The 15,718-nt window shown below is 53.4% G+C and carries 13 protein-coding genes; 12 read left to right on the top strand and 1 reads right to left on the bottom strand.

The features are described 5' to 3' along the window. Nucleotides 1–70 precede the first annotated feature (70 nt). The 9 genes from EDM60_RS12060 to EDM60_RS12020 all read left to right on the top strand — a co-directional run bounded on the left by EDM60_RS12060 (nt 71) and on the right by EDM60_RS12020 (nt 9,860). Nucleotides 71–307 (top strand): post-transcriptional regulator, encoded by a 237-nt coding sequence (locus tag EDM60_RS12060; protein ID WP_122964204.1) that lies wholly within the window; start codon nt 71–73, stop codon nt 305–307. 178 nt (nt 308–485) lie between these two features. Continuing rightward, entirely contained in the window at nt 486–1,724 is a 1,239-nt protein-coding gene (gene secD / locus EDM60_RS12055) for a protein translocase subunit SecD (protein WP_122964203.1), read from the top strand. Continuing rightward, entirely contained in the window at nt 1,714–2,628 is a 915-nt protein-coding gene (gene secF, locus EDM60_RS12050; RefSeq protein WP_122964202.1) for a protein translocase subunit SecF, read from the top strand. Before secD ends, secF begins: the two co-directional genes overlap by 11 nt. Nucleotides 2,629–2,741: 113 nt before the next feature. Further along, a complete protein-coding gene (locus EDM60_RS12045; RefSeq protein WP_122964201.1) occupies nt 2,742–3,650 on the top strand; it encodes a cation diffusion facilitator family transporter in 909 nt (302 codons plus the stop codon). Between the two features lie 73 nt (nt 3,651–3,723). Beyond that, nucleotides 3,724–6,078, top strand: a complete 2,355-nt coding sequence (gene recJ, locus EDM60_RS12040) for a single-stranded-DNA-specific exonuclease RecJ (protein ID WP_122964200.1) — start codon at nt 3,724–3,726, stop codon at nt 6,076–6,078. Nucleotides 6,079–6,090: 12 nt separating this feature from the next. Next, nucleotides 6,091–6,603, top strand: a complete 513-nt coding sequence (locus EDM60_RS12035; protein ID WP_063230212.1) for an adenine phosphoribosyltransferase — start codon at nt 6,091–6,093, stop codon at nt 6,601–6,603. A 358-nt stretch (nt 6,604–6,961) separates the two neighbouring features. After that, nucleotides 6,962–9,133, top strand: coding sequence for a RelA/SpoT family protein (locus EDM60_RS12030; RefSeq protein WP_063230213.1), 2,172 nt, complete (start codon nt 6,962–6,964; stop codon nt 9,131–9,133). 84 nt (nt 9,134–9,217) lie between these two features. Further along, on the top strand, nt 9,218–9,655 hold the full coding sequence (gene dtd / locus EDM60_RS12025) for a D-aminoacyl-tRNA deacylase (RefSeq protein ID WP_122964199.1): 438 nt from the start codon (nt 9,218–9,220) through the stop codon (nt 9,653–9,655). A 25-nt stretch (nt 9,656–9,680) separates the two neighbouring features. Beyond that, nucleotides 9,681–9,860 carry a Rossmann-fold NAD(P)-binding domain-containing protein gene (locus tag EDM60_RS12020; protein WP_233454075.1) on the top strand — a complete coding sequence of 60 codons (180 nt, stop codon included), beginning with the start codon at nt 9,681–9,683 and terminating at the stop codon, nt 9,858–9,860. Between the two features lie 223 nt (nt 9,861–10,083). On the opposite strand, the gene EDM60_RS12015 is transcribed toward EDM60_RS12020, so the two are convergent. Next, nucleotides 10,084–11,940: an N-acetylmuramoyl-L-alanine amidase family protein gene (locus EDM60_RS12015; protein WP_122964198.1), complete on the bottom strand. Its 1,857-nt coding sequence runs from the start codon at nt 11,938–11,940 to the stop codon at nt 10,084–10,086. 202 nt (nt 11,941–12,142) lie between these two features. On the opposite strand from EDM60_RS12015, the gene EDM60_RS28575 reads away from it, so the two are divergent. The 3 genes from EDM60_RS28575 (at nt 12,143) to hisS (ending at nt 15,700) form a co-directional block, all read left to right on the top strand. Continuing rightward, the gene (locus EDM60_RS28575; RefSeq protein ID WP_167470285.1) at nt 12,143–12,313 is read left to right on the top strand and encodes a hypothetical protein; all 171 of its coding nucleotides are present in this window, start codon (nt 12,143–12,145) and stop codon (nt 12,311–12,313) included. Between the two features lie 93 nt (nt 12,314–12,406). Beyond that, nucleotides 12,407–13,912 (top strand): coproporphyrinogen III oxidase, encoded by a 1,506-nt coding sequence (locus EDM60_RS12010; protein WP_122964197.1) that lies wholly within the window; start codon nt 12,407–12,409, stop codon nt 13,910–13,912. A 507-nt stretch (nt 13,913–14,419) separates the two neighbouring features. Next, nucleotides 14,420–15,700: a histidine--tRNA ligase gene (hisS, locus tag EDM60_RS12005; RefSeq protein ID WP_122964196.1), complete on the top strand. Its 1,281-nt coding sequence runs from the start codon at nt 14,420–14,422 to the stop codon at nt 15,698–15,700. The last annotated feature ends 18 nt before the right edge of the window (nt 15,701–15,718 follow it).

Genomic DNA, 15,718 nt, shown 5'->3' with positions numbered 1-15,718 from the left:
GGAAAAATTCACTCAGTAAAGAATATGGACGTGCCGCTGTCGGCATGACTACTTTGAGGGGGACACGGGGATGGACCAAGCGCAAAAACAGGAATGGTATGGGCAAGTAGCAAGTCTTTGCCAGAGCAAGGCCGAGGAATTTGCCTTGTTGGGCTACGAAAACGTGGATGCCAAGGACATATGGGAATGCGTCACGAACGGGTACAAGGAATTTCCCCCGATGCACCGTCTCGTCAACGATATTTTGTCTCTGAAACCGAACAAGTACATGAACTATCTCATGATTCAAATGTATAAAAATTCTTAGTGAAACTTCCAGCCTCCCTATTCGTATAAGTAGCATGCTCATTATAGATAAGGGGTTGGTTACCATGGTTCGCTCTTCCAGCAATAATTGACACGTTTTTTCATACTTCGCTATAATGGGCATATTGGTTTCTCGCTTAGGGGCGGGACCCTGTTTATGAAAGAGGGGTATTACAACGATGATAAAATGGGGAAGATTTCTCCTGTTCCTGGTTGTTGTAGGGCTTTTGGCGACACTTGTGTCAACTACGACCAAACAGGTGGCAGGAAACATCACTCTCGGTCTTGACCTGCAAGGCGGGTTTGAGATTTTGTATGAGGTAGAGCCTCTTGAGGCTGGGCACAAGGTTGATATCGAGCTGTTGAAATCAACTGCACACATGATTGAGAAACGGATTAACATCGGCGGCGTGGCAGAACCTGTCATTTCTACCGAGCTGCCAAACCGGATTCGCGTGCAAATCGCTTCGCAATCCGCTGATCAGGACAAGCTGCGTGAACTGATCGGAAAACCTGCTGTACTGACGTTCCGCGACGAGTCGGGCAAGGTCATCCTGCAAGGTAGCGACTTGGCGCCAAACGGGGCAGCGGTCGGCTATGATGACCTGAAACGCCCTCTCGTAACCGTGAAATTCTCGGATGCAAAAAAATTGGAGGATGTAACTCGCGCCAACCTGCATAAGCGCATGGCGATTTTCCTGGACGAAAACCTCCAAACCAATCCTACGATCCAATCCGTGATCTCGGGCGGCAGCGCTCAAATCACAGGAGACTATACCCAAGAATCGGCTCAGGAACTGGCTGACTTGCTGAACTCCGGTGCGATGCCAGCGAAGCTGATTGAGAAGCAGGTAACATCTGTGGGAGCGTCTCTGGGTGCCCTGGCATTGGAGAAGACGCTTTATGCCGGCTATATCGGCGCTGCGCTGATTTTCGTGTTCATGCTGCTCGTCTATCGCATGCCGGGCATGATTGCGAATATTACATTGGCTGGATTTACTTACTTTTGTATGGTCGTTCTCGACTGGATGGACGCAACGCTGACTCTCCCAGGTATCGCCGGTTTCATTTTGGCGGTAGGGATGGCTGTCGATGCGAACATCATTACGTATGAGCGTATCCAAGAAGAAATTCGCTCGGGCAAAACGATTTTGTCAGCGTTCCGCTCCGGCGAACGCCGTTCTTTGATCACCATTATTGATGCGCACGTGACGACGCTGATCGCGACAGGCGTATTGTTCTACTTCGGAACAAGCTCCGTTCAAGGTTTTGCTGTCGTACTGGCTATGACAATCATCGTAAGTATTATCACCAACGTGTTCGGGTCTCGTTTCCTCCTTTGGCTGGTGGTCCGTGCCAACATGTTTAAAAAGCCGTTCTGGTTCGGAGTAAAGGAGAGTGAGATCGGTGAGCTTTGATCGCGAGCATACCGTAGTGCGGTTTGATATCGTTAAAAATCGCCGGAAGTTCTTCATTTTCTCTTCCGCGATTATCATCATCGGTTTTTTGTTTATGATGTTCCAAGGGCTGCACCTTGGGGTTGACTTCAAGGCAGGTACGCGCCTGGACATTTACGTAGGAAAAGAGTTCAAGCCGGAAGACGTCGAAGCCGTTCTCAAACAGGAGATTCCGAATGTCGCTTTCTCCAAGGTAACGCCGTACGGGCAAAATCAAGCCTATACTCGCTTTGACCAAACCATTTCTTCGGATACCTTGATGAAGACAGAAGAAGCGCTGAAGAAAAAGTTCGGCGATCAGGTCACAAAACAAGTATCGTCCGTTGATCCGAGCATTGCTCAGGAGATGGTGAAAAAGGCAGCCATCGCGGTAGGGATCGCTTCCCTCGGGATCGTCATTTACATCGCGATTCGCTTCCAGGTGCTGTTCGGGATTGCCTGCGTCGTGGGACTTTTGCATGACGTGATTATCCCGATCGCGCTGTTCTCCGTGTTTGATCTGGAAGTAGACATTACTTTCATCGCAGCGCTTTTGACCATTCTCGGTTACTCGATCAACGATAAAATCGTTATTTTTGACCGTATCCGCGAAAACTTGCGTACCATGAAGTCCAAGACGATTCCGGATCTGGAGCATCTGGTGAACGTTTCGCTTTGGCAGACGATGCGCCGTTCCGTATACACAGTAGCTACCGTATTTTTTACCGCTTTGGCTATTGCGGTACTCGGAAGCGAGAGCATTCGCAACTTCTCGCTGGCTCTGTTGTTCGGTCTGGTGAGCGGTACGTACTCCTCCATCTTTATTGCTGCTCAAGTTTGGGTAAACTTGAAGGAGCGGAATATGAGAAAGAAGAAAGAAGCATAAGCGGTTCGCTTTTCGCTTCGTCAAAGAGCTTTCGCTATGTAGACCGCAGGGGTTATTCCCTGCGGTTTTCTACTCTTGAAGACAAGTAGGCTGATAGAGGAGGAGAGGCAGGAATGGGCGATGATCGGTTGGCACAAGCGCAGTTTGGGGCATGGGTAGGCATTGTGGGCAACCTTGCTTTGGCAGGGGTGAAGCTGTTGATCGGGCTGATGGCGAAGTCACAGGCATTGATTGCCGATTCTGTGCATTCCGCATCGGATGTAGTCGGTTCCGTGGCGGTTCTGATCGGCTTGCGAGCGGCAGAGCGTCCGCCTGACGCAGATCATCCGTACGGTCATGGAAAAGCCGAATCGATCGCAGCGATTATTGTCGCAGTTTTGTTGGCGGTTGTCGGCTTCGAAATTGCGATGTCTTCGATTAAAGCGTTTTTTGCCCCTGTGGAAGCGCCAGGCATGCTGGCAGTTTGGGCTGCCATCGGTTCCATGATCGTCAAGGAATGGATGTTCCGCTACAAGTTCAAGCTCGGCAAAAAACTGAACAGCCAGTCGTTGATCGCCAACGCCTATGAGCATCGCTCGGACGTATACTCTTCGTTTGCCGCACTGGTAGGCATCGGCGGCGCGATTGTGGGCGAGCGGCTGGGTGTTCCTTGGATGCTGTATCTGGACCCGGCAGCCGGGATATTCGTATCTGTGCTCGTTTTGAAAATGGCTTATAACATCATGATGGAATCGATCCACAGCACGCTGGATCACGTCTTGCACGAGGAAGATACCAAGCAGCTCAGACAGGCGATTGCCGAGGTCGATGGCGTGTTGCGCATCGATTCGCTGCGGGCCAGGGAGCACGGGCATTACCAGATCGTCGATGTGAAAATCGGGGTGGACCCGGCGATTACCGTCCTTGCCGGGCATCAAATTGGCAAGCGCGTCAAGCATATGCTGCTGGAAACATTTCCTGATATTCGCGATGTTTTGGTCCATGTAAACCCATTTGATCCCACTTCACAGCCAAAACGGTAAAAACGGCATGTTTTATGCTGTTGTCAGTCTCCCTCTCCATCCACTATAATGAATGAGGATTGGAGGAGAGCCTATGCTGAAAGCGAAAACACGCTGGAAACTGGCCACCTACGATGAACAGATTGCGGCCAGTATAGCTGAGGAGTGCCAGCTAACTCCGCTCGTGTCTAAGCTGCTGGTGATTCGCGGCGTCGACACAGCGCAGAAGGCCCGTGATTTTTTGCAAGCTGGCCCGGAGTTGTTTCATGACCCTTATTTGCTTGATGGAATGGAACAGAGCGTGCATCGCATTCAACAAGCGATAGAGAGGCAAGAGCCGATCTGTATTTACGGAGACTATGACGCGGATGGGGTCAGTTCGACATCGTTAATGGTACACCTGTTGCGCCAACTGGGCGCTGTTTTTGACTATTACATTCCCAACCGATTTACTGAAGGGTATGGGTTACATAAAGACGCCTTGGCGCATCTGCATAAAAGCGGTTACAAGCTGATCATTACAGTCGATACAGGAATCAGTGCAGTAGAGCAGGTAGCGTATGCCACGCAGTTAGGTCTTGACGTCATTGTAACCGACCACCACGAACCTCCGGCTGTGATTCCGGAGGCATTTGCTGTGATCAACCCTAAAAAGCCTGGCTGTACGTATCCGTTTGACATGCTCGCGGGAGTCGGGGTCGCCTTCAAGCTGGGGCATGCCTTGCTAAAGGAGCCTCCTTTGCATTTGGCTGACCTGGCAGCACTCGGGACGATCGCCGATTTGGTGCCTTTGGTAGATGAAAACCGCATCCTCGCCAGAGCGGGCTTGAAGCGTCTGAATCAGACCCGCAATATCGGATTGCAGGCGCTGATCCGCGTGTGTGGACTGTCTGACAGCGAACTGTCGGCCGGACATGTCGGATTCGCGCTCGGGCCGCGTCTGAACGCAAGTGGACGGCTGGAGACGGCAGAGTCCGCCGTCAAGCTGCTGACGACCGAGGATATGGCGGAAGCAGAGCAGTGCGCACAAGCTTTGGACGATTTGAATCGCGAGCGTCAGGAGCTTGTAGCGACGATGACGGAAGAAGCCGTGCAGATGGTGAAGGAGCAGTATCCACCCGAGGAAAACAACGTCCTCGTTCTGGCGAAGGAAGGCTGGAACGTCGGGGTTGTAGGAATCGTAGCGTCACGGCTGGTAGAGCTGTTTTACCGTCCGACGATCGTGCTTGGCATCGATCCGGAAAAAGGGACAGCCAAAGGCTCGGCGAGAAGCATCGCTGGCTTTGACATGTACGAAGGTTTGACAGCATGCAAGGAGTGGCTCCCGCATTACGGGGGGCATACGATGGCCGCAGGAATGACACTCCCGGTGGAAAACCTCGATCTCTTGCGCAGCAGGCTGAACGAGCTGGCAGGGGAATGGCTGACGCCGGAAGATTTTACCCCTCTGACCAAAGTAGATGTGTCGATGAGCATGGACGAAATCAGCCTGGAGGCAGCCGAGCAGCTGGAACGGCTCGCTCCTTACGGGATGGGCAATCCGACTCCGCTCGTCATGCTGGATGAAGTCGAGACACAGGGAATGCGCACAATCGGGCGCGATGACAATCATTTGAAATGCACACTCGTCAGGTCAGGCCAAACGTTGGATGCCATCGGCTTCAACTGGGCGCACGTGACGAAAAAGGTGACCCCAAAAGCGCGTTTTCAGGTGCTGGGCGAGCTTTCAGTCAATGAATGGAATGGCAACCGCAAGCCGCAGCTGACGATCCGGGACTTGTCCGTTCCGCATCAGCAAGTGTTCGACTGGCGGGGAAGTCGGGACAAAATAGAGAAATGGCAGCAGTTGATAGCGGAGTCCGGGACGATGACCGTTGTGTTTCGGGCGGAAAGCTATGAACAGCTCGTGCCAAAGACAAGCGTGGACGGGCAGGCTTCTCTCTTTTTCCTGGGCAATGCTGTCGCGCTTGACAGGCAGGAGCCGCAGCAAGCGGTTGTGCTCTACGACTTGCCGAAGCGTCGTGCCGATTTGCTGCAAATCAGTCCGCTGCTGCAACAGGCTGAGCGCATCTACTGTCTGTTTGGCGACCCGGATTTGGGCATGGAGCGGCTATCCTGTCCGAGCCGCGATCATTTCAAGCAGTTGTACCAGTTTTTTGTGCAAGTGCCGGTAGTGAAGCGCATACATTTGGATGCGCTCGCCCGCAAGCTGCAATGGAAAAGAAGCTTGCTGGACGGCATGCTTGCGATCTTTTTGGAGTTGCAGTTTTTGCAGGAGGATGCCGAACAGTATCGCCTGCAAGAGTCGGCAGAAAAAAGGCCGCTGGAAAGCTCCGTCATTTATACGGAGTGGAAGGAAGAAGCGCAACTCGCTACGGATTTGCTGCTCTCATCCTCGGAATCATTGATCCAAACGTTTCATCAGCTGGTGACACCAGTCACCGTATAGGAGGAATTTTTCATGGATTACAAACAATACATTCGCGTCATTCCGGACTTCCCGCAACCGGGGATTCGTTTCAAAGATATCACGACTTTGCTGAAAGACGGTCCTGCTTATCGCGCAGCGATTCAAGACTTGGCTGAATTTGCCCGCGAAGTGCAGGCTGACGTGATTGCAGGTCCGGAAGCACGCGGATTTGTCGTAGGAGCGCCTCTGTCTTACGAAATGGGAATCGGCTTTGTGCCGATCCGCAAATCCGGCAAGCTGCCTTACGAGTCGATCAAGGCAGATTACGACCTGGAGTACGGCAAAGACGCGCTCGCTGTGCACGTAGATGCCGTTACGCCAGGCCAGCGCGTGCTGATTGCGGACGACCTTCTGGCGACCGGAGGAACCATCGAAACGACGATCAATCTGATCGAGCAACTCGGCGGAAAAGTAGTAGGCGCTGCCTTCTTCATCGAGCTGTCCTATCTGGAAGGACGCAAAAAAATCGGGGATGTTCCGATCAAATCCTTGGTGCAATATTAATTGATGCTTCAACGAAAAACGGGTCATGTACCCGTTTTTTTCTTTTTTCCACGCATGGATCATACTTTACAGGGGAAACAGCTTTACAATACGAACGACATAAAAGATAATAGTATGAAATAGACATGACGCTTTTTTTCATCCAGACAGACAACCGATAATGTTCGTCTGCCGCTTCCAAGGAAGAGCAGGCTGCCAGCGTCCGCACGCAGGACGCACCAAAATCATCCGCTACAGAAGAACTACTTGTTCGAAAGGGCTTCTATAGATGATTTTTTTTATACGCTCAAAGCCTTCGCCTGTGACATAAGGCTTGGCAAAGCCAAGTTTTCCAATGAGAGGATAAGGGAAGGGAACTATGATTACCGGCATTGATGAGGTAGTAAAAAAAGCAAGCACCTATTTGTCACAATCGGATCTGGACCTGATTACTCGCGCCTATCAGCTGGCTGAAAAAGCTCACGAAGGGCAGATAAGAAAATCAGGCGTTCCGTACATCATGCACCCGATCGCAGTAGCGGGGATTCTCGCTAACCTGCACATGGACGCGGTTACGATCGCTGCCGGATTTTTGCATGATGTAGTGGAAGACACCGACATTACGCTTGACGATCTCCGCCAACAGTTCGGTCCTGACGTGGCTCTGCTGGTAGACGGGGTAACCAAGCTGGAAAAAATCAAATACAAGTCCAAGGAAGAGCAGCTTGCTGAAAACCACCGCAAGATGCTGGTTGCCATGGCGCAGGACATTCGTGTCATCATGATCAAGCTGGCAGACCGTTTGCACAACATGCGGACATTGCGCCACATGTCCGAAGAGAAGCAGCGGGAAATATCCGATGAGACGCTGGAGATTTTCGCGCCCCTGGCTCATCGGCTGGGGATTGCCTCCGTCAAATGGGAGCTGGAAGATACGGCGCTGCGCTATTTGAATCCGCAGCAGTATTACCGGATCGTCAACCTGATGCAAAAGAAGCGGGTGGAGCGCGAGGCTTACCTGAACGAAGCATCGGATACGATCAGGGAGAAGCTTGGCGAGCTGAACATCGAGGCGGAAATATCGGGGCGGCCCAAGCATATATACAGCATCTTTAAAAAGATGACCAAGCAAAACAAGCAGTTCAACGAAATTTATGACTTGCTGGCTTTGCGGATCATTGTGAACGACATTCGCGATTGCTACGCGGTGCTTGGCATTGTCCATACACTGTGGAAGCCGATGCCTGGCAGATTCAAGGACTATATCGCGATGCCGAAGACCAACATGTACCAATCGCTGCATACGACGGTGATCGGGCCTAAAGGCGAACCGTTGGAAGTGCAGATTCGCACGTGGGATATGCATCAGACGGCAGAGATCGGGATCGCGGCCCACTGGGCGTACAAGGAAGGCCAGAGTGTCGTGCAAGGATCGTTTGCCGAGAAGCTGGGCAGCTTGCGCGAGATTATCGAAGGCGGGTCAGAGGAAGCGCCCAATGCGCAGGAGTTCATGGAAAGCCTCAAGCAGGATTTGTTCTCGGACACGGTCTTTGTGTTCACGCCAAAAGGAGATGTAGTCGAACTGCCAAAAGGCTCCGTGCCGCTGGACTTTTCCTATCGCATTCACTCGGCGGTAGGAAACCGGACGATTGGGGCAAAGGTAAACGGCAAGATCGTTCCGCTTGATTACGCCATGAAAACGGGCGATATCGTCGAAATCCTTACTTCCAAGCATTCGTACGGGCCAAGCCAGGACTGGCTGAAAATGGCCAAGTCCGCCCATGCCCGCAACAAAATCAAGCAGTGGTTCAAAAAAGAAAAGCGGGAAGAGAACGTTGCCAAAGGCCAACAGATGGTGGAAGCGGAGATCAAATCGCGCAGCTTCGACGTGAAGGAAGCGATGACGGACACCAACCTGAAGGAAGCGGCGGCGCGATTCAACTTCCAGGGGGCCGAGGACATGTTTGCCGCAGTCGGCTACGGCGGCATTACGGCTTCCCAGATTGCCACACGTCTGCTCGACAAGCTTCGCCGCGAGCGGGAGGAGCAAAATCCGGTCATCCCGGAGATCAAGCAAAATCCGGCTCACCGTGCGCAAAAGAGCGAGTCCGGGGTAAAAGTGCGCGGCGTAGACAACCTGTTGGTGCGTATCTCGCGTTGCTGTACACCAGTTCCGGGCGATCAGATCATCGGCTTTATTACAAGAGGGCGCGGTGTGTCTGTGCACCGGAAAGACTGTCCGAATGTGCTCGCAGATGAATGCTCAGAGCGTTTGATCGACGTCGAATGGGATACCGATCAGAAGCACAACTTCAACGTGGAAATCGAGATCACGGGCAACGATCGCAGCGGACTGTTGAACGACGTGTTGCAAGTCGTCGCAGAGACGAAGACGAATATTGCTGCCGTCAGTGGCAAAGCAGATAAAAATCGGGTGGCGACGATTCATATGACCATCTCGATCAGCAATGTGGATCATCTCTTGAAAGTTGTGGAACGAATCAAGCGGATTAAAGATATTTATTCGGTTCGCCGCATATTGAGCACCTGATCCGTTTTTGGATCGGGTGTTTTGTTTAGGTCAGCCGTGCGTCATTGTGAGCGGCGAGCTTCCAAACGAAAGGAATGGATCGACGTGAGAGTTGTCGTACAGAGAACGAAAGAAGCAAGCGTGACCGTTGCTGGCGAGGTAGTCGGGCAAATCGAGCACGGGCTGTTGCTGTTAGTCGGAATCACCCACGAGGACAGCGAAAAGGAAGTAGACTTTGTCGCGGATAAAATCGCCAATCTGCGAATTTTTGAAGACGAAGCAGGAAAAATGAACTTTTCCGTCCTGGAGACGGGCGGGCAGATTTTATCGGTGTCCCAGTTCACGCTGTACGGAGACTGCCGCAAAGGGAGAAGGCCGAACTTCATGGCAGCCGCTCGCCCTGAGCAGGCTGAACCGCTGTACGAGCTGTTTAATGCCAAGCTGCGGGAAAAAGGGCTGGTCGTGGAGACGGGGCGTTTTGGCGCGATGATGGACGTACGTCTGCTCAACGACGGACCTGTCACCCTGATCGTAGAATCGTAAGCGAAAAGACGGGGAGGCGGGGAAAATGGCACAGGAAGCGCTGGTGATCGGGGCGAGCGGCATGCTGACAGAGGTAGCTCGCTGGCTTGCCAAAGAAGGCTATCGAGTGACAGTGGTGGGACGCGAGCGGCAAAAGCTTGCCCGCGTGCGGGACGGTTCCGGCAATCCGGCAAAAAGCAGCACAGGCGATTGTCGGACAGGTTGAGCCGTGGGAGCGGCGTCCGAGTTACTGAGACTGTGAGATATCTGAAGAACGGCTGCTGCGGCAACCGTTTTTTCTTTTGCGTGAAACTGCTTATTACCAAAAAATGAAAACACCCCCGCCCAAGGAGGGGACGCACTGGTGATTCGCGCGAGCAGTGTGTCCGTCTCTCGTGGTACGGGGGTTTTGTTTTGGAACCCGTTGTTACGCAGTCTGGCAGCCGGAATCAGCCGCCCTGAGGGTTCAGCGTATTGAAGTATTGGACGATCCCTTTGTACAAGCCGTCTGCGGCGAGATCCTGCTGTTTTTCCGAGCGCACGCGCAGCTCCTCGTTGTAGTTGGACAGGAACCCGATCTCGGCCAGGATGGACGGAACGGAGTTTTCCCGCAGCACGAAGTAATCGCCAAAACGGGATTGCAAATCTTTGTAGCTCGTCGCTTTCACCAGTTCGTTTTGCACGAGGGACGCGAGCTTGCTGGAATTGCCTTGGTAGTAAAAAAACACGATGGAGCCGTTGGTTGCCGTGTTTGGATGTGTATTGTGGTGAATGCTGACAAAAATATCCGCTTTGTTCATGATGGCGACATCCACGCGCTGCTGCAAGGTGAGCTTGCGGTCATCCGCTCTCGTCATGATGACTTTGGCCCCGGAAGCCTCCAGCTTGTTTTTCAGCAGCAGGGCAACTTGCAGGTTGACGGTTTTTTCCAGTGTAGAAAAGCTTTTGCCGGTTGCGCCGTTGTCGTTGCCGCCGTGTCCTGCGTCGACGACGATCAGCTTTCCGGCGAGATCCTGACTGCGAATTACGGCAGGCACGCCGCTTGCCGATACGAGCCACCCGGCAATATAGCCTGTCGAGCCATCGCTGAGCGTTACTTTGAACCAGTCGCCCTCTTTGGACACGACGCTGTATTTTTCCCCTGCCTGCACTTGGCGAATCAAACCGTGCTCGGCACCGGGACCTGAGCGAACGTTCGTATTCGGATTGATGACCGTGACATACGGCCCGCTTGGTGTCGGCACATTCGGCCCGGAGACACTGACCAGCCATCCGGCTACCCAGCCTGTCTGTCCGGCTGATGTCTGCACCCGATACCACTCGCCTTGCTTCTCCAGCACCTTCAGCTTGCTGCCGACAGGCAACGTAGCGAGAATCGCACTGGATGTATTGGACTGGCTGCGCAGGTTCAGCCCGTCCGTTTGCACGGTAGCTGTCTGTTCGGCAGGTGTGGCAGGCTGACTCGGCTGGCTTGCCGAGCCGGAATTGGCATCGGTGTTTGGCCCGGGAGACGTGGTCGTGTCTTGCGCGGGCTTGTTGCTGTCCGTTGATATCCAGGCGTTGACGCCATCGTAAGGGAATTGAATCCAGCCGTTTTGCTGCGATAAAACCGTGATCGTCTCGCCAGCGTGAAGCTGCCCGATGGCAGGAGCGCTGGCATCCGGCGTAGGGTACACGTAGGGAGCGAACTCCAGTGTCAGGCTTGCTCCTTGAACGGCTGTCGGCTTCGGCGGGGTGACGACACTCCCGGAATTGCCGGAGCCTCCTGGCTGTTGTGGTGCAGTAGTTCCGCTTCCCGGCGTGGAACCTGGCGACGCTGGGGATGAGCTGTCCTTGACCAGCCAGGCTGCCACCCAGCCTTTGCTTGTCCCATTTAGCTGAATCATGATCCAGTCGCCGTTTTTTTGCACGATCGGGTATTTGGTTCCCGGATTGATCGTCGTCACAACCGGGTATGTTTGACCGGGACCGGAGCGGACGTTGAGATTGGTAGTCGTGCTCTCTGCCGTACTCGCCGGAGCTTGTGCAGGCTGCTGGTTTTGCGAGACGAGCCAGTTTGCCACCCAGCCGCTCTGACCATTAGGCAGCTTGACTTGAATCCAGTCGTTTTTGGTAGAGATGACAGGCAGCACGGTCTTGTTTGGCAGCGTGGTGACGACAGCGTCCTGAAGGCTCGGCCCGGAGCGGACATTGAGCTTGTCCACGCTGACCTGAACAGAACCGGCGGCCCAGGCAGTTGAAACGGGGAGGGAGATGGCGCAAGCGATAGCCAGGAGCGACCCCAGGATTTTTTGACGTAACAGCACGTTTTTGACATCCTTTCCAGATAAAATGCGAGGAGGCGAAGCGTCGATTCTTTCATGTTTTTGCCAACACAATCACTTCGCGCCAGTTTCTCGTTTTTCCTGCAAGAAGCGACAAAGCTTTTGCCAGGTGCCGCTGGTTGCAATTTGTTGCAAAAGGCCATACTAGAACAGATAGAGCCACAAAAACGCAGGAGGAATTGCAGTGAGGCAGTCAAACAAGGAAACGTTTGCGCAAGGCTTGAATCGACAATTTTTTTCCGTCGACTTTCATGACGATTTGGCGAAAGAATCGTCACGGCAAAATGTAGAAATGTCCCAAGATTTTTATGTCAATATGCGAGACTTGCCGCAATCACACCCGAAAAGGAAGTAATCGCCTGAGATGCCGCCCATCCGCTCTGTTGACCGCGATTGCGCCTGTCAGCTATGATGGAGTGTGGCATTTTAAATAAGCAGGTGAGCACATATGATTCAAATAAAATGCGAGGGACACGCGTTTGAACGCGAACTCTCCTTAATTCTTGCGCTGTTTTACGAAGACCCTGCGTTAGCTTTTGTCTCGGAGTGGGATGGCGCTGCCGATATGCAAATCAGGCTCGCGCTTGCCACTGACAGCTCGGGTGTAGTGGCGTCGGGAGAACTGGATGACAAAATCACTCGACTCAGCCGCCAGGTCAGGCGGGAGTACGTTTCCCGCGATGAAAAGGCGATGCGCAAAACAGCGAAGCAGGCATTGTGCTACACGCTGTTGCTCATGCTGGAACAATATACGGGAATCGAACAAGGCTGGGGGATTTTGACGGGAATCCGTCCGACCAAACTGCTCCATCAGCTGAACGTGGCAGGTGTCGAGAAAGCAGAGGCGCACAAGCGGCTGCAACAGGATGTCATTTTGCGTCCGTACAAACTGGAGCTGCTCCAGGAGATCGTCGACAAGCAGCTTCACGTCGTGCCTGATCTGTACCAGATCGACCGCGAGCTGTCGGTGTACATCGGCATCCCTTTCTGTCCGACGAAGTGCGCCTACTGTACGTTTCCTGCCTACGCGATCCGCAGTCATACGGCTTCGGTCAATCCGTTTCTCGAAGGACTGCATTACGAGATCGAAAAGATGGGCGAGTGGCTGACGAGAAACGACCAGCGAATTACTTCGATCTACTTCGGGGGAGGAACGCCGACGAGCATTACCGCCGATGATATGAACCAGCTGTTCGAGACGATGCACCGCAGCTTCCCGCACATGGACGGCGTGCGCGAGTTGACTGTCGAAGCGGGCAGGCCGGATACGATTACGGCAGAAAAGCTCGATGTGATGAAACGGTGGGAAGTCGACCGGATCAGCATCAATCCCCAATCGTTTACACAAGAGACGCTCAAAGCAATCGGGCGGCACCATACCGTGGAGGAGACGATCGAGAAGTACCATCTCGCCATGGAAATGGGCCTGACCAATATCAACATGGACTTGATTATCGGGCTGCCGAACGAGGGCGTAGCCGAGCTGGCGCACAGTCTGGAAGAAGTGGAAAAGCTGATGCCTGCGTCGCTTACCGTGCACACGCTCTCCTTCAAGAGAGCTTCGGAAATGACCCAGAACAAGGAGCGTTACAAGGTAGCCAGTCGCGACGAAATCGGCAAAATGATGGAAATGGCGTCTGCCTGGACGAAAGCAAACGGCTACGATCCGTATTATTTGTATCGCCAAAAAAACATTTTGGGTAACCTGGAGAATGTCGGCTATGCGAAACCGGGGCAGGAAAGCATCTACAACATCATGATCATGGAAGAAGTGCAGACGATTCTCGGCCTTGGCTGCGGGGCGGTTTCCAAGCTGATGGCGCCGGGCAGCGGCAAGCTGAAGCGTTTTCCGAATCCGAAGGACCCGAAAACCTACAACGACACGTACAAAACATTGGTGGAAAACAAGCTGCGCGATCTGGATGAAGTCTACGCAGGGGCAACGACTACGTAAAAAAGCAGCGCAGGTGCAGGCTGAACGCGCGGCAAACCATAGTAAAAAAAGTTTTATGGAGCGCCTGTTGACGCCTGCTGGCTGGTTTGCTATGATTCACATTAAGCTTTTGGATACAATCAGATCTGATGACGGGAACAAGTACCCAACGAACCGGATAACCAGAGAGAAAGCGCCGTGGCTGAGAGTGCTTTCGTATCACGACTTGGTGAATGACATCCCTGAAGACCGCAGTGAACGAGCGAGGAGCAATCCTCTCCCTTCAGTAACTGGCAGGCGTGCGCCGGCGTTAACGGCTTAATCAAGTGGGATGGCCTTTGATACACAAGGCTGTTCAAACAGGGTGGCACCACGGGAGTATAACCAGTCTCTCGTCCCTGACATGTGGCGAATTGCTAAATGTCAGGAGGCGAGGGGCTTTTTTATTTGGCTAAATAGAAAAGGTCCTTTGATCCTGGAGGTTTGGCGTAGCCCAAGTTTTTCAAAAGACATGGAGGTTCGAGAGGAATGACGAGAATCCAGATTCCCCGCGGTACGCAGGATATCATGCCAGGTACCGTAGAGTTGTGGCACTACGTAGAGGCAAAAGCCCGCGATTTGTGCCGCCGCTTTAACTACGCGGAGATTCGCACGCCGCTGTTCGAGAGCACGGAGTTGTTCCAGCGAGGCGTTGGCGAGACGACGGACATCGTGGAAAAGGAAATGTACAGCGTAGCAAATCCGCGCAGCAACGACGCGCTCACGCTGCGTCCGGAAGGGACGGCTGGCGTCGTACGCTCTTACGTGGAAAACAAGCTGTACGGATCGCCCAACCAGCCTACCAAGCTGTACTACCTGGGGCCGATGTTCCGCCACGAGCGCCCGCAAGCAGGACGCTACCGCCAATTCGTTCAATTCGGGGCAGAAGCGATCGGTTCGAGCGACCCGGCGATTGATGCAGAAGTGATCGGCCTCGCCATTCGCCTGTATCAGGAGCTTGGCCTGACAGGGCTGTCTGTCGAGCTGAACAGCGTCGGCACCGTAGAAGACCGCGCTCGCCACCGCGAGCATTTGCTGGCGCATCTGAACGGCGTACGCTCCGAGCTGTGCGAGGATTGCCAATCCCGGATTGATCGCAATCCGCTGCGCGTGCTCGATTGCAAAAACGAAAAATGCAAAACATTGACCAAAGACGCACCTTCCATTCTGGATTACTTGAGCGAAGCATCGGCAGCTCACTTCGAAGCAGTGAAAGGCTACCTGACTGCTCTCGACATTCCGTACCATGTCAATCCGCGTCTGGTTCGTGGATTGGACTACTACACGCTGACGGCTTTCGAGATCAAAATGGCGGAAATCGGCGCGGTGGAAACGCTTTGCGGCGGCGGACGCTACAACGGTCTGGTTGCAGAGCTGGGCGGCGACGATATGCCAGGCATCGGTTTCGCACTGAGCATCGAGCGCTTGCTGCTCGCTCTGGAGAAACAAGGGGTGCAGCTGCCGATTAGCGGCGGTATTGACTGCTTCGTCGTCGTACAGACAACGGAAGCCAAGCAAGGCGCCTTTATTCTCGTCGACCAACTGCGTCAAGCAGGCGTGGCTGCCGAACTGGACTACCTCGACCGGAAAATGAAAGCGCAGCTGAAACAGGCTGATCGCCTCTCGGCCCGCTTTACGGCCATCATCGGAGAATCCGAGCTGGCAAACGGTACCGTCGTTCTGAAAGAAATGGCAACAGGCGAACAGCAGGAGCTGAAACAGGCTGATTTCGTAGCTGCGCTTGCCGCAAAAGTACAAGGCAACAACTAACAAACAAAACAAAGCAAA

It is taken from the genome of Brevibacillus parabrevis (genome assembly GCF_003710905.1).
GTDB classification, from domain to species: domain Bacteria; phylum Bacillota; class Bacilli; order Brevibacillales; family Brevibacillaceae; genus Brevibacillus; species Brevibacillus parabrevis.
The sequence above is the reverse complement of the archived record's forward strand: the minus strand, read 5'-3'. Positions and strand labels throughout refer to the sequence as shown.

Coding starts and splice junctions, on each gene's coding strand:
- EDM60_RS12060 (WP_122964204.1), top strand. CDS start 71: ATGGACCAAGCGCAAAAACAGGAATGGTATGGGCAAGTAGCAAGTCTT.
- secD (WP_122964203.1), top strand. CDS start 486: ATGATAAAATGGGGAAGATTTCTCCTGTTCCTGGTTGTTGTAGGGCTT.
- EDM60_RS12045 (WP_122964201.1), top strand. CDS start 2,742: ATGGGCGATGATCGGTTGGCACAAGCGCAGTTTGGGGCATGGGTAGGC.
- recJ (WP_122964200.1), top strand. CDS start 3,724: ATGCTGAAAGCGAAAACACGCTGGAAACTGGCCACCTACGATGAACAG.
- EDM60_RS12035 (WP_063230212.1), top strand. CDS start 6,091: ATGGATTACAAACAATACATTCGCGTCATTCCGGACTTCCCGCAACCG.
- EDM60_RS12030 (WP_063230213.1), top strand. CDS start 6,962: ATGATTACCGGCATTGATGAGGTAGTAAAAAAAGCAAGCACCTATTTG.
- EDM60_RS12020 (WP_233454075.1), top strand. CDS start 9,681: ATGGCACAGGAAGCGCTGGTGATCGGGGCGAGCGGCATGCTGACAGAG.
- EDM60_RS12010 (WP_122964197.1), top strand. CDS start 12,407: ATGATTCAAATAAAATGCGAGGGACACGCGTTTGAACGCGAACTCTCC.
- hisS (WP_122964196.1), top strand. CDS start 14,420: ATGACGAGAATCCAGATTCCCCGCGGTACGCAGGATATCATGCCAGGT.